Below are 14333 nucleotides of genomic sequence, written 5' to 3'. Positions count from 1 at the left end.
TCGCAAAAACTATTTATTTATCAGCTTCCTGGCGTTTTACTTCGCCCCAGGCATTTTCCATCTGATCGAGCGAGGCTTCATCAAGTTTTAGCCCCTGAGCGGCAATAATTCTCTCTACTTCCCGGAAGCGGCGCTCGAATTTGCGGTTAGCCTTTTGCAGCGCAATTTCCGCTTTACTGCCCAGATGGCGGGACAGGTTTACCGTGGCAAACAGCAGGTCGCCAATTTCTTCTTCGAGCTTTGCCTCGTCCACCACCGCCTGGTTGGCTTCATGCATCACTTCATCCAGTTCTTCATGCACTTTGTCGACCACCGGACCGAGAGTAGTCCAGTCAAAACCCACCGCCGCACAGCGTTTCTGGATTTTATACGCGCGCATCAGCGCTGGCAGACTTTCAGGAATATCATCCAGAGTAGAGTGTTGCGCTTTTTCAGCCCGCTCAGCACTTTTGGTTTTTTCCCAGTTAGCCAATACTTGCTCGCTATCAGCAAAGTTCGCATCGCCAAAGATATGCGGATGGCGGCGCTCCAGTTTGTCGCTGATGGCGCGACAAATGTCGCTGAAATTAAATCGCCCCTGCTCTTCGGCCATGCGGGCATAAAACACCACCTGGAACAAAAGATCGCCCAGTTCGCCGCGCAGGTCGTCGAAGTCTTCACGCGCAATAGCGTCCAGTACTTCATAGGTTTCCTCAAGAGTATAAGGCGCGATGGTGGCAAAGGTCTGCGCTTTATCCCACGGGCAGCCGGTTTGCGGATCGCGCAGTCGTTCCATAATGCCCAGCAGGCGATCGAGTTGATTCATCATGAGATCCTTTTAAGAAAAACGGGGTGCAGCGTCCTGGCGCTGCACCCCGGCCCTCTGGCGAACAGAGGCTGAGAACAATTATCCGTGCAAACGGCGGGCGTCGATGACGTCGGGCACCTGGTTCAGTTTGCCTAACACGCGGCCCAGCACTTGCAGGTTGTAGATTTCAATGTCCATGTCGATAGTCGCCAACTGCTGTTTGGTATCGCTGCGGCTCGCCACGCCAAGCACATTGACCTTTTCATTGGCTAAGATGGTGGTGATATCGCGCAGTAATCCGCTGCGATCGTTGGCGGTGACGCGCACCACCAGCGAATAGCCCGCAGAGTAGCTTTCGCCCCATACCGCATCAACAATGCGTTCCGGCGCGTGCGACTGTAGCTCGGTCAGTTGATCGCAGTCGGCGCGGTGAATAGAAATCCCGCGTCCCTGGGTGATAAATCCGACAATATCGTCACCCGGGATTGGCTGGCAGCAACGGGCGATGTGGTGCATCAGATTACCAACGCCTTCCACCACAACACGGCCATTATTTTTGTTATTACGCGTCTGCGGCTGGTAGCTTTTTTGCTGAAGTTGCTTCAGCGCAGCGGCGTCCTGCTCGGCGGCGCTCGGTTTATTAAACTGCGCCTGCAGGAAATTGATCATCTGGTTCAGGCGAATATCGCCGCCGCCAATGGCCGCCAGCAACTCTTCGATTTCATTAAAGTTGTAGCGCGGCAGCAGATGTTTTTCCGCTTCCTTCAGGCTGATACCGAGATGCGCCAGTTCGTCGTCAAGGATCTGACGCCCGGCGAGAATGTTTTTATCGCGATCCTGTTTACGGAACCAGGCGTGGATTTTAGAACGCCCGCGGCTGGTGGTGACGTAGCCCAGGTTCGGGTTCAGCCAGTCGCGGCTCGGGTTCGGCTGTTTCTGGGTGATAATTTCAATCTGATCGCCCATCTGCAACTGATAGGTAAAGGGGACGATGCGCCCGCCAATTTTGGCCCCGATACAGCGGTGCCCAACGTCGCTGTGAATGTGGTAAGCGAAATCAAGCGGCGTGGAGCCGGCTGGCAAATCCACCACATCACCTTTCGGGGTAAATACGTAGACCCGGTCATCGAACACCTGGCTGCGCACTTCGTCGAGCATTTCCCCGGAATCGGCCATCTCTTCCTGCCACGCAATCAGTTTGCGCAGCCAGGCGATACGGTCTTCATAACCGGCATGCCCGCCGCTCACGGTACCTTCTTTGTATTTCCAGTGCGCGGCGACGCCAAGCTCAGCGTCTTCATGCATCTGGCGGGTACGGATCTGGATCTCCACCGTCTTACCGCCCGGCCCCAACACCACGGTATGAATCGACTGGTAGCCGTTGGGTTTCGGGTTCGCGACATAGTCGTCGAACTCGTCAGGAAGATGGCGGAACAGGGTATGAACAATCCCCAGCGAGGCATAGCAGTCCTGCAAGCGTTCAGCCACGATGCGCACTGCGCGCACGTCAAACAACTCGTCAAAGGCGAGGTGCTTTTTCTGCATTTTGCGCCAGATGCTGTAGATATGCTTCGGACGCCCGTAAACCTCGGCTTTGACGCCCTCTTCTTTAATCGATTTACGGATTTGGCCGACGAACTCGTCGATATAGTGTTCGCGGTCGATGCGCCGCTCATGCAGCAGTTTAGCGATGCGCTTATATTCCGCAGGCCGCAGATAGCGGAAGCAGTAATCTTCCAGCTCCCATTTAAGCTGGCCGATCCCTAAGCGGTTGGCCAACGGTGCATAGATGTTGGTGCACTCTTTCGCGGCCAGCACGCGTTCGTCTTCGGGCGCGTCTTTTACTTCACGCAGGTGCGCGATACGCTCCGCGAGTTTGATCACCACGCAGCGGAAATCATCCACCATCGCCAACAGCATACGGCGCACGTTATCGACCTGTTCGGACGATACCGAATCATTATGGGTGGCTTTAAGCTGGCGGATGGCGTCCATATCGCGCACGCCGTGGATCAGGTTGACGATGGATTTCCCCACCGTCTCAGTGAGCACCTCTTCGCTCACCACGTCGGCATCGGCAATCGGGAAAAGCAGCGCGGCGCGTAGCGTGTCGTTGTCCATACTCAGCATCGACAGGATTTCCACCATCTCGACGCCGCGCCACAGCAGCAGTTCCGCCTGCGGGTGCCCTTTGGTGAGCTGTTCGCAATACGCCCAAGTTTCGGTTAAGCGTTCACACGACTGCTGGTTATTGATCCCAAGACTCGCAACCCATTTCTCATGGTCAAATTCACCAGCTTTATTGAGATGTGCACTTCTTACCGCAACCATTGTCCTCTCCTTCAGGGACGCGCTGGCCTGTTATCCAGGCCTTCACTCATGCCGTACAAACAGCACCATAGACTCCAGATGCCCAGTGTGCGGGAACATATCCAGCATCGCCAGCCGCTGAATTTGATATCCCGCCTGCAGTAATACGTCGCTGTCGCGCGAAAGCGTCGCCGGATTGCAGGAAACATAGACCACACGGCTCGGCATTAATTTCACAATATGCTGCATCACGCCGGGTGCGCCAGCGCGGGCCGGGTCCAGTAATATCTTATCAAACCCCTGCGCAGCCCAGGGCTGGCGTGTAACATCTTCTTCCAAATTTTCATGAAAAAAGGTGACATTTTTTAAGTCATTATCCTCAGCATTACGCTGAGCCTTAGCCACTAATGCGGGCACCCCTTCCACGCCGATAACGCTGTGGACGCGCCGGGCAAGCGGCAGGGTGAAATTACCCATCCCGCAAAACAGATCCAGCACCCGATCGTCGGGTTGTACCTCAAGCCATTCAATGGCCCGCGCTACCATCTGCTGGTTGACCGCGTCATTTACCTGGATAAAGTCGCGCGGGCTAAAGGTTAAGCGTAGACCGTCTGAATGATAGTACGGCACCTCGCCGGACACGTGTTCCAGTACATCACTTTGCAGTGCTAAAAACAGCGCCACATCATGGTGATGCGAGAATTGTTCCAGTTTTAGCTTATCTTTTGCCGACAACGGCTCGGGATGGCGCAACACCATCAGCGGACCGTTATCCGCCAGCACCAGTTCTACATGCCCCAGACGGCGCGCGCCCTGTAATTCGTTCAGGCAGGTACGCAGTGCCGGCAGTAATGCCTCAAGCTGGGGAGCCAAAACGGGGCACTGCTGGATATCAACCAGTTCACTGGAGGCGGCCTGGCGAAAACCCATCTGTAAGGTTTGTGCGCGGGCCAGATAATTCAAGCTCAACCGTGCGCGACGACGATATCCCCATTCCGGCCCGGCAATGATTTCGTCCACCGGATGGTTCATCATGCGCGCCAGCGCCTGGGCCTTACTGGTTTGCTGAAGCTCAACGCTGGCGTGTTGCTGTTGGCACCCGCCACAAACGCCGAAATGCGGGCAACGCGGCATTACGCGCGCCGGGCTATCGGTGAGCCGCTTTTTAACCGTTGCGTGGGCAAAGGTGCGTTTATCCTGGGTGAGTGCCACTTCCGCACGTTCTTCGGGAAGCAGTCCACTAATAAATAACGCCTTTCCGTTATGACGGGCTACGCCCTGGCCAAAAGGGTCAAGGTCATTTACCGTGACGGTTATGATCTGACGCGTCGTCACGCGTCGCTTTGCAGAGTAGAATTGCGCCATTGCTTACAGGTATTCTTAAAACTAAGTGACGATGATTGTCCCATAACGGAAGCCCATGACCAACTACAGCCTGCGGGCACGCATGATGATTCTGATCCTGGCGCCAACCGTTCTTATCGGGTTGCTGCTGAGCATTTTCTTCGTCGTCCACCGCTATCACGATTTACAGCGCCAGCTTGAAGATGCCGGCGCCAGCATTATCGAACCGCTGGCGGTATCCAGCGAATACGGCATCAATCAAAAAAACCGTGAATCCGTCCGGCAGCTCATTAGCGTGCTGCACCGCCGTCATTCGGATATTGTGCGGGCGATTTCGGTTTACGATCGGGATAACAACCTGTTCGTCACCTCGAATTTCCATTCTAAAACGGAAGGACTGCGCCTCAGCGATGGGAGCGCTCTGCCAACCAGCCTGACGGTCATGCGTCAGGGCAACATGATGATTATGCGCACGCCGATTATCTCGGAGAGCTATTCTCCGGACGAATCGGCCACCACCGATGCCAAGCCGGAAGGCAATATGCTCGGCTATGTGGCGCTGGAGCTCGATCTCAGTTCGGTACGGCTGCAACAGTATAAAGAGATGATTATCTCGGTGTTAATGCTGTCTCTATGCATTTTTTGCGCATTGATATTCGCCTGGCGACTCATGCGTGACGTCACCGGGCCAATCCGCAATATGGTGAATACCGTCGACCGCATCCGTCGCGGGCAGCTCGATAGCCGCGTGGAAGGCTTTATGCTGGGCGAACTGGATATGCTTAAGAACGGCATCAACTCGATGGCGATGTCGCTGGCGGCCTACCATGAGGAGATGCAGCATAACGTTGACCAGGCGACTTCAGATCTGCGTGAAACCCTGGAACAGATGGAAATCCAGAACGTTGAGCTGGATCTCGCCAAAAAACGCGCCCAGGAAGCCGCGCGTATTAAATCCGAGTTCCTCGCCAATATGTCCCATGAGTTGCGCACCCCGCTTAACGGCGTGATTGGTTTTACCCGGCTGACGCTGAAAACCGATCTCAATCCAACCCAGCGAGACCACCTGAACACCATTGAGCGCTCGGCCAATAATCTGCTGGCGATCATCAATGACGTCCTGGATTTCTCGAAGCTGGAAGCCGGTAAGCTGATCCTCGAAAGCATCCCGTTCCTGCTGCGTAATACGCTGGATGAAGTGATGACGTTACTGGCTCATTCGGCGCATGACAAAGGGCTTGAGCTGACCATCAACATCAAAAACGATGTGCCGGATAACGTGATCGGCGATCCGCTGCGCCTGCAACAGGTGATCACGAATCTGGTGGGCAACGCCATCAAATTTACCGAAAGCGGCAACATCGACATCTTTGTTGAGAAGCGGGCCATCAGCCACAGTAAGGTACAAATTGAGGTGCAGATCCGGGATACCGGCATCGGTATCCCGGAGCGCGATCAGTCGCGCCTGTTCCAGGCATTCCGCCAGGCGGACGCCAGTATTTCACGGCGTCACGGCGGTACCGGGCTGGGGCTGGTGATCACCCAGCGGCTGGTCAATGAGATGGGCGGCGATATTTCGTTCCACAGCCAGCCTAATCGCGGCTCGACCTTCTGGTTCCATATCAATCTGGACCTGAACCAGAACGTGGTCATCGATCGTCAAACCACCGAAATCCTGGCCGGCCGCCGGATCGCTTACGTCGAGCCCAACCATGCCGCTGCGCAAAGTACGCTGGATATGTTAGCCAACACGCCGCTTACCGTGGTGTATAGCCCTACGTTTACCGGCCTGACGGAAAGCCATTACGACATCCTGCTTTACGCCACTTCTGTCACTCAGCGGGAGCCGCTGACCATGCAGCATGAGTTACTGGCGAAAGCGGCGACCATGACCGACTGCCTGCTGCTGGCCCTGCCCTGCCACGCCCAGGTGGACGCCGAAGCGCTGAAAAAAGAGGGAGCGGCAGGTTGTTTACTGAAGCCCATTACCGTCACCCGCTTGATCCCACTGCTGCTGGAACATTGCCCTAACGGTCAGCCGGTACATCCGCCGGTAGACGAGCAAGGCAAACTGCCGATGACCGTGATGGCGGTGGATGACAATCCGGCCAACCTGAAGCTGATTGCCGCGCTGCTTAACGATCACGTACAGCATATTGAGCTGTGCGAGAACGGTATTGAGGCGATTGAACGTGCCAAAGCGCAGCCGCTGGACATTATCCTGATGGATATTCAAATGCCGGGCATGGACGGCATTCGCGCCTGCGAACTGATCCGCCAATTGCCTCATCATCAACAAACACCGGTTATTGCGGTAACGGCGCACGCCATGGCCGGCCAGAAAGAAAAACTGCTGGCGGCAGGCATGAACGACTATCTGGCGAAGCCGATTGAGGAAGAAAAGCTGCGCGCTTTACTGCTGCGCTACCAGCCGGGCCAGGTGGTCGCCAGCCAACCTGCCTCTGCCGCCGTTGCGCTGGACCCGCCGCCGGATGTGACACTCGACTGGCAGCTGGCCCTGCGCCAGGCGGCCAATAAACCCGACCTGGCGCGGGAAATGCTGCATATGCTGCTGGAGTTTTTGCCCGAAGTACGCAACACCCTTGAAGAGCAACTGGTTGGCGAAAACCCGGAAAATCTGCTGGATACCATTCATAAACTGCACGGCAGTTCAGGATATAGCGGCGTTCCTCGGCTCAAAAAACTTTGCCAGTTGATTGAACAACAGTTGCGAAGCGGTACGCCGCCCGCAGATCTGGAACCCGAAATGCTCGAACTGCTGGATGAGATGGATAACGTGGCGCGGGAAGCGCGGAAAATACTCGGCTGATCCTCTCCCGCCGGGAGAGGATCGCGTTACCTGTTCTGCGGGGAGAGTTTAATCACAGCAGCGATATTGCGGGCGTTCATGCGCAGATTTTCGGCGGCGTTCTCCAGGGCTTCATCCAGCGGACAAATACGCGGGATCACGCTGAAAATCGCGTCCAGCCCGTGGTCGTAAACCACGTCAACATCCTCCGTCAGGCTTCCGGCAATGCCAATGACCGGAATGTCGTAGCGTTTCGCCACGCGCGCCACGCCAACAGGCACTTTGCCGTGGATCGTCTGGCTGTCGATACGCCCTTCGCCAGTAATGACCAGATCCGCATCGCGCACGACGGCATCCAGCGCCAGCGCTTCGGTGACGATTTCGATGCCCTGGCGCAGATCCGCGCCGCAGAATGCGTACAGCGCCACGCCCATACCGCCCGCCGCGCCGCCGCCTTTTAAGGTCATCACCGATTTATCGAGATCGCGTTCAATGATTTGCCCGTAATGGGTCAGCGCCTTGTCGAGCTGTTTAATCATCTCCGGCGTCGCCCCTTTTTGCGGGCCAAATATCGCCGTGGCGCCTTCCGCGCCGGTCAGGGGGTTAGTCACGTCGCAGGCCGCTTCAATACGGCACTCCGCCAGCCGCTTGTCGAGCTGACTGATGTCGATACGCGCAAGCTGGTTCAGCGTCTCACCGCCTAAACCCAGTTGCTCGCCTCGCTCGTCAAGTAATTGCGCGCCCAGCGCCTGTACCATGCCTGCGCCGCCGTCGTTGGTCGCGCTGCCGCCCAGGCCGATGATGATATGCCGTACGCCAGCATCCAGCGCATGGCGAATCAGCTCGCCGGTGCCCCAGCTGGTGGTAACGCGCGGGTCGCGGCGCGCTGGCGGTACAGATTCCAGACCACTCGCCGCCGCCATTTCGATAAACGCCTGTTGCTCATCACCAGAAAGCCCATAAAACGCCTCTACCGGTTCGCCCAGCGGCCCGGTGACGCGAAGATTGACAATGCGTCCCTGCGTTGCAGCCACCATTGCCTCGACGGTGCCCTCACCGCCGTCGGCCATGGGGATTTTTACCACCTCCGCATCGGGGAAAATCTGCCGGAAGCCGTCCTCAATGGCGGTCGCGACCTCCAGGGCAGTCAGGCTCTCTTTCCAGGAATCAGGAGCGATAACGATTTTCATAGCTGTTCCTTTCGCGCGGTTTTATTTCGCCTCTTTTGATCAAGCATAAGCGGCGATAACGGCAGCCGCCTGCCGTTAAAAAAAACGGTGCCCGAGGGCACCGAGACGATTAACGCACCATGCAGGGGCGTTTGTTATCGAATTTCCACTCAGGAATAAGATACTGCATACCCATGGCGTCATCGCGTGCGCCAAGTCCATGTTTTTGATAAAGCTCATTGGCTTTCATCACCTGGTCCATATCCAGCTCAACGCCCAGGCCGGGCGTTGACGGCACCTGCACCATGCCGCCTTTGATTTCGAATGGCGCTTTGGTCAGGCGCTGGTTGCCTTCTTGCCATATCCAGTGGGTATCGATGGCGGTAATGTTACCCGGCGCGGCCGCCGCAACGTGGGTAAACATCGCCAGCGAGATATCAAAGTGGTTATTGGAGTGTGAGCCCCAGGTCAGGCCGAAGTCATGGCACATCTGCGCCACGCGTACCGAGCCCTGCATGGTCCAGAAGTGCGGGTCCGCCAGCGGGATATCAACAGATTGCAGCGACAGCGTGTGGCCCATCTGACGCCAGTCGGTGGCAATCATATTGGTGGCGGTCGGCAGACCGGTGGCACGGCGGAATTCCGCCATCACCTCACGGCCGGAATAGCCCTGCTCAGCGCCGCACGGATCTTCCGCGTAGGCCAGCGAACCTTTCAGGTATTTACCGATGTTAATCGCTTCGTTCAGCGACCATGCGCCGTTCGGGTCCAGGGTAACGCGCGCCTGCGGGAAGCGTTTCGCCAGCGCCACAATGGATTCAGCCTCTTCTTCGCCCGCCAGCACGCCGCCTTTGAGTTTGAAATCGTTGAAACCGTATTTCTCGTAAGCGGCTTCGGCCAGGCGTACTACCGCCTGCGGGGTCATGGCTTCATCGTGGCGCAGACGATACCAGTCGCACGGATCGTCCGGCTGGCTCTGGTACGGCAGCGGCGTGCGTTTGCGGTCGCCGACGAAGAACAGGTAGCCGAGCATTTCCACTTCGCTGCGCTGTTGACCATCGCCCAGCAGAGACGCCACGTTAACGCCCAGGTGTTGGCCTAACAGGTCCAGCAATGCGGCTTCAATACCGGTGACCACGTGGATCGTGGTGCGCAGGTCGAAGGTTTGCAGACCACGGCCGCCCGCATCGCGGTCGGCAAAAGTGGCACGCACGGTATTGAGGATATTTTTATATTCACCAAGCGTTTTGCCCACCACCAGCGCGGCGGCGTCTTCCAGGGTCTGGCGAATTTTTTCGCCACCGGGGATTTCGCCCACGCCGGTATGGCCTGAGTTGTCTTTGATAATCACGATATTACGCGTGAAGAACGGGGCATGGGCGCCGCTCAGGTTCATCAGCATACTGTCGTAACCCGCCACCGGGATAACCTGCATGTCGGTGACTACGGGCGTGGATTGATAAGTCGTCATCATGTAAATCCTTTATCTAAGCCTTCAGGAACGCCCGAATACCGGGCGTTTGCGGTCAAATGTCCAACCAGGAATCAGATACTGCATCGGGCCGGCATCGTTGCGCGCGCCGCCAGGCAGTTTCTTATACGCTTCGTGGGCGTTGTGGATTTGATCCCAGTCGATCTCCACGCCCAGACCCGGCGCATCCGGTACGGCAATTTTGCCGTCTTTAATTTGCAGCGGATCGCGGGTCAGCCGTGATTCGCCTTCCTGCCAGATCCAGTGGGTGTCAATGGCGGTCGGGTTGCCCGGTGCCGCCGCGCCGACGTGGGTAAACATCGCCAGCGAAATATCAAAATGGTTATTAGAGTGGCAGCCCCAGGTCAGGCCCCAGTCGTCGCACATCTGCGCCACGCGCACCGCACCGCTTAACGTCCAGAAGTGCGGGTCCGCCAGCGGGATATCTACTGCATTGAGCATGATCGAGTGGCCCATTTCACGCCAGTTGGTGGCGATCATATTGGTAGCGACCGGCAACCCGGTAGCGCGGCGGAATTCCGCCATCACTTCACGGCCGGAATAGCCCTGCTCCGCACCGCACGGGTCTTCGGCGTAGGTCAGTACATCGTTCAGCCCTTTGCACAGCGCGATGGCTTCATCCAGCAGCCAGGCCCCGTTCGGGTCCACGGTAATGCGCGCCTCCGGGAAGCGTTTTTTCAGGGCGCGAGCGGCTTCAATCTCTTGCTCGCCCGGCAGTACGCCACCTTTGAGTTTGAAATCTTTGAACCCATAGCGATCCTGCGCCGCTTCTGCCAGACGCACTACCGATGCGCTGTCCATCGCTTCCTGATGGCGCAGGTGATACCACGGATGTTTGCCCTGCTCGCCCGCCTGATAAGGCAGGTCGGTTTTGGTGCGATCGCCGATGTAGAACAGATAGCCCAGTACCGTCACCGCGTCGCGCTGTTTACCTGGGCCGAGCAGTTCGCATACCGGCACGTTCAGCGCTTTGCCCAGCAGATCGAGCAGTGCCGCTTCCAGTGCCGCGACGGCGTTTACTTTCAGTTCAAATGTCCAGGCACCTTTACCAAAGGTGTCGAAGTCCGCCGCCTGATTGCCTTTGTGCACCTGCTGCACGACGCGATTCAGACGCGCCACTTCCTGGCCGACCACGGTGGGGATAGCATCCACCAGGGTCTGATAAATCACTTCGCCGCCCGGGGCCTCGCCAACGCCGGTGTTACCGGCGTTATCTGTCAGTACCACGATATTACGGGTGAACCAGGCGTTATGCGCGCCGCCGATATTCATCAGCATGCTGTCCTGGCCGGCAACCGGGATCACCTTCATTCCGGTGATGACGGGACTGGATTGAGTGGTCATGCGCGGCTCCCAATAACAGGTTTAAGTTCGATACGTTTGATATCGCCGACAATCACCAGATAGCTCAGTACCGCGATAAAGGCGTGGACACCCACATAAATCAGCGCGCCATTGAACGAACCGGAAACCCCAACGATATAACCGATAGCGATCGGCGTCACGATACCGGAGATGTTACCGAACATGTTGAACAGACCGCCGCTCAGGCCGCTGATCTCTTTCGGCGCGGTATCCGCCATCACCGCCCAACCCAGCGCGCCAATGCCTTTACCGAAGAATGCCATGGCCATAAAGCCAATGATCATCCACTCCGCATCCACATAGTTACAGAACACCATGGTCATGGAGAGCAGCATACCGAGCACGATAGGCGTTTTACGGGCAATGTTCAGTGAACCGGTACGGCGCATCAGCCAGTCGGAAATAATGCCGCCTAACACACCGCCCACGAAACCGCAGATAGCCGGGATAGATGCCACGAAACCCGCTTTGAGAATCGACATCCCGCGCGCCTGCACCAGATACACCGGGAACCAGGTAATGAAGAAGTACGTCAGGGCGTTGATGCAGTACTGGCCGATATACACGCCGATCATCATACGGGACTTCAGCAGTTGCTTGATCTGCCCCCATTTCTGGCTGAACGGAACGGTCTGCTTGTTGTTGTTCTTCTGATCCATATTGATCAGCGCGCCGCCGGCTTCAATGTAATCAAGCTCAGCCTGGTTAACGCCCGGATGCTGGTTCGGTTCGTGGATCATTTTCAGCCACAGGAAGCTGACCAGAATCCCCAGACCGCCCATAAAGAAGAACACGTGCGACCAGCCTACGGCGTGCGTCAGCCAGCCCATAATTGGCGCGAAAATAACGGTGGCGAAGTATTGCGCGGAGTTAAAAATGGCGACCGCCGTGCCCCTTTCCTGCGCCGGGAACCAGGCCGCGACGATTCGGCTGTTGCCGGGGAAGGAGGGCGCTTCAGCAAGCCCGACCAGGAAGCGCAGGGTAAACAGCGCAATGATAATGCCAAAACCACTGAAGATATCGACGAAACCCTGCAGCAAGGTAAACATCGACCAGATAAAGATGGACCAGAAGTAGACGCGTTTTGAACCAAAACGGTCAAGCAGCCAACCGCCTGGAATCTGACCTATTACATAGGCCCACGAAAACGCGGAGAACACATAACCCATCCCAACCGGGTCCAGCCCGATATCTTTGGCCATTTCTGAACCAGCGATAGAGAGCGTGGCGCGGTCGCCATAGTTAAACGAGGTGACGATAAACAGCATCACCACTATCCAATAACGAGCATTGGTGCGCTTTTGCACGGCGCTCGCCGTCTGGCTAATCGTATTCATTGTTGCACTCCTGAATCATAGCGTGTTGCTACATTCATTCTGAACAGCACAACCTGGAGGGTAATCAGAATGAGTTTTTTAGTTGTAAGTCGCAGTATTGTTAGCCCAGAGGCGTCACCGCCCTGATTTCTGCGTTTTAAGAACTGGCGAAAAAAGTATATGAAGGGGATGAAAAGAGCTCACCGTGCAGCGCCACAACATTGCAGGGCATTACCTTAAGGGTTTATGGCATCCGCACAACGGAGTGGGCGATGCTTCACGGAAATGAAACCGCAGGCACATGAAACGTTGTTTCAAAGGGTATGAAGATAAAGAATGTGAGGCTTGTCGCTTGACGAAGAAAATGGCGGGGCAGAATGGAAATAACAGCGCCGAGATAAAACCATTAATTATCAGCGTAATGCGATAGCATTAACCACTATCGCTTGATTCAAAAAAGTCAACGCGAGCCCCCGAGCGAGGGCTCATACTTATTTTAACTGCGCGCCCCAGGCTTCGACCCAGGGATTGGAAACGGATTCCGGTTCTGGATCTTCGCTGGCGTCAATCATCAACACCTCGCCCACACGTGTGGCGCTTTGTTCTGTCAGCAATGCATCGAACTGCTTTCCGGCACCGCAGAAATTCTTGTAGGTGCTGTCGCCCAGGGCAATCACACCATAGCGCAGCCCTGGTTGATAGCCGAGCTGGTCTTTAATTCCCTGAAAGAGCGGCGCAATGCTGTCCGGTAGATCGCCCTGCCCGGTTGTCGACGTGACGACCAGCACGTGATCGTTCTCATATTGCCGCCAGTCATTAAGTTCCGGATCTTCATACACGGTGGCGCTGTGCCCCTGGCCGCGCAAAATGGCTTCCGCCTCTTCCGCCACCAGTAAGGCATTGCCATACATAGTCCCGACAAAAATCCCTATCTTAGCCATTGCTGTGACTCCTTACGATTAACCCTGATGAGAGCCATCCTGACCGTTGAGGGAGGGAAACTCAACCCTTTCAATATCGGAGAGAATTCCGCGCCAGCCAAAATGTGATAACGCCGACATCCAGACCGCATCCAGCGGAGCCTTGATGGTAAGGGCTTCACCCGTTACCGGATGATTCAGCGCAAGCGAACTGGCGTGCAGCATCAGGCGATCGCAGCCAAAATGCTCCGCCGCAGCGCGGTTTTGCCGTAAGTCGCCATGCTTGCTATCACCAATAATGGGGTGGCGCAGATGGGCTAAGTGGCGACGTAGCTGGTGTTTGCGCCCGGTTTGCGGCAATAACGACACCAGGCTGTAGCGCGCCGTGGTATAGCGGCCAACCGCGACGGGCATTTCAGCGGTAGCGACGCCGCGATAATGCGTCACCGCCGGCTGCGGGCCTTTATCGGTACGGGAAAATTTATCGCCGATTTTATCCAGCTCTTCGGTCAGCGGGTAATCCAGCACCGCCTCATCCTGCAACCAGCCGCGGGTAATGGCGTAATAGTGTTTGCGGATCTGATGATGTTCAAACTGCTGGGCCAGTAACCGTCCAGCCTCGCTGGACAGCCCCATCAGTAATATGCCGGAGGTCGGCCTGTCCAGCCGATGGGCGGTAAAAACGTGCTGACCAATCTGATCGCGCACGGTTTGCATCACCACCACTTTTTCATCGCGATCGAGCCAACTACGGTGTACCAGCCAGCCGGACGGCTTATTTACCGCCACCAGCCATTTATCCTGATAAAGGATCTCCAGGT

Annotated in this window: 10 protein-coding genes; 1 reads left to right on the top strand and 9 read right to left on the bottom strand. The window is 56.4% G+C overall.

The genetic code is table 11. The annotated features are described in order from the left end of the window. Positions 1-13: 13 nt before the first annotated feature. The 3 genes from mazG to rlmD form a co-directional block, all read right to left on the bottom strand. Positions 14-805 carry a nucleoside triphosphate pyrophosphohydrolase gene (gene mazG, locus ACVV26_RS04355; RefSeq protein WP_474801727.1) on the bottom strand — a complete coding sequence of 264 codons (792 nt, stop codon included), beginning with the start codon at positions 803-805 and terminating at the stop codon, positions 14-16. An 81-nt stretch (positions 806-886) separates the two neighbouring features. Further along, complete coding sequence (relA, locus tag ACVV26_RS04350) at positions 887-3118, bottom strand: GTP diphosphokinase (protein ID WP_312983414.1); 2232 nt, start codon at positions 3116-3118, stop codon at positions 887-889. A 42-nt stretch (positions 3119-3160) separates the two neighbouring features. Then, a complete protein-coding gene (rlmD, locus tag ACVV26_RS04345; RefSeq protein WP_474800150.1) occupies positions 3161-4462 on the bottom strand; it encodes a 23S rRNA (uracil(1939)-C(5))-methyltransferase RlmD in 1302 nt (433 codons plus the stop codon). Positions 4463-4517: 55 nt separating this feature from the next. On the opposite strand from rlmD, the gene barA reads away from it, so the two are divergent. Beyond that, positions 4518-7271, top strand: a complete 2754-nt coding sequence (barA, locus tag ACVV26_RS04340) for a two-component sensor histidine kinase BarA (RefSeq protein ID WP_474800149.1) — start codon at positions 4518-4520, stop codon at positions 7269-7271. 26 nt (positions 7272-7297) lie between these two features. Here barA and ACVV26_RS04335 read toward each other — a convergent pair whose 3' ends face one another. The 6 genes from ACVV26_RS04335 to truC form a co-directional block, all read right to left on the bottom strand. Continuing rightward, a complete protein-coding gene (locus tag ACVV26_RS04335; protein WP_474800148.1) occupies positions 7298-8440 on the bottom strand; it encodes a glycerate kinase in 1143 nt (380 codons plus the stop codon). 109 nt (positions 8441-8549) lie between these two features. Further along, entirely contained in the window at positions 8550-9890 is a 1341-nt protein-coding gene (gene gudD / locus ACVV26_RS04330; protein WP_474801725.1) for a glucarate dehydratase, read from the bottom strand. A gap of 24 nt (positions 9891-9914) precedes the next feature. Continuing rightward, positions 9915-11255: an enolase C-terminal domain-like protein gene (locus ACVV26_RS04325; RefSeq protein ID WP_474800147.1), complete on the bottom strand. Its 1341-nt coding sequence runs from the start codon at positions 11253-11255 to the stop codon at positions 9915-9917. After that, entirely contained in the window at positions 11252-12613 is a 1362-nt protein-coding gene (locus tag ACVV26_RS04320; protein ID WP_312983404.1) for an MFS transporter, read from the bottom strand. Before ACVV26_RS04320 ends, ACVV26_RS04325 begins: the two co-directional genes overlap by 4 nt. 470 nt (positions 12614-13083) lie before the next feature. Continuing rightward, a complete protein-coding gene (locus ACVV26_RS04315) occupies positions 13084-13533 on the bottom strand; it encodes a flavodoxin (RefSeq protein ID WP_474800146.1) in 450 nt (149 codons plus the stop codon). Positions 13534-13551: 18 nt separating this feature from the next. Further along, on the bottom strand, positions 13552-14331 hold the full coding sequence (truC, locus tag ACVV26_RS04310; RefSeq protein WP_474801723.1) for a tRNA pseudouridine(65) synthase TruC: 780 nt from the start codon (positions 14329-14331) through the stop codon (positions 13552-13554). Positions 14332-14333 lie beyond the last annotated feature (2 nt).

The sequence above is a fragment of the Atlantibacter sp. MEI4A-1023 genome, assembly GCF_056155425.1.
The sequence above is the reverse complement of the archived record's forward strand: the minus strand, read 5'-3'. Positions and strand labels throughout refer to the sequence as shown.

What these genes read in the sequence shown, in the direction of transcription:
- mazG (WP_474801727.1), bottom strand. Translation starts at nt 805, where the DNA reads ATGAATCAACTCGATCGCCTGCTGGGCATTATGGAACGACTGCGCGAT.
- relA (WP_312983414.1), bottom strand. Translation starts at nt 3,118, where the DNA reads ATGGTTGCGGTAAGAAGTGCACATCTCAATAAAGCTGGTGAATTTGAC.
- rlmD (WP_474800150.1), bottom strand. Translation starts at nt 4,462, where the DNA reads ATGGCGCAATTCTACTCTGCAAAGCGACGCGTGACGACGCGTCAGATC.
- barA (WP_474800149.1), top strand. Translation starts at nt 4,518, where the DNA reads ATGACCAACTACAGCCTGCGGGCACGCATGATGATTCTGATCCTGGCG.
- ACVV26_RS04335 (WP_474800148.1), bottom strand. Translation starts at nt 8,440, where the DNA reads ATGAAAATCGTTATCGCTCCTGATTCCTGGAAAGAGAGCCTGACTGCC.
- gudD (WP_474801725.1), bottom strand. Translation starts at nt 9,890, where the DNA reads ATGACGACTTATCAATCCACGCCCGTAGTCACCGACATGCAGGTTATC.
- ACVV26_RS04325 (WP_474800147.1), bottom strand. Translation starts at nt 11,255, where the DNA reads ATGACCACTCAATCCAGTCCCGTCATCACCGGAATGAAGGTGATCCCG.
- ACVV26_RS04320 (WP_312983404.1), bottom strand. Translation starts at nt 12,613, where the DNA reads ATGAATACGATTAGCCAGACGGCGAGCGCCGTGCAAAAGCGCACCAAT.
- ACVV26_RS04315 (WP_474800146.1), bottom strand. Translation starts at nt 13,533, where the DNA reads ATGGCTAAGATAGGGATTTTTGTCGGGACTATGTATGGCAATGCCTTA.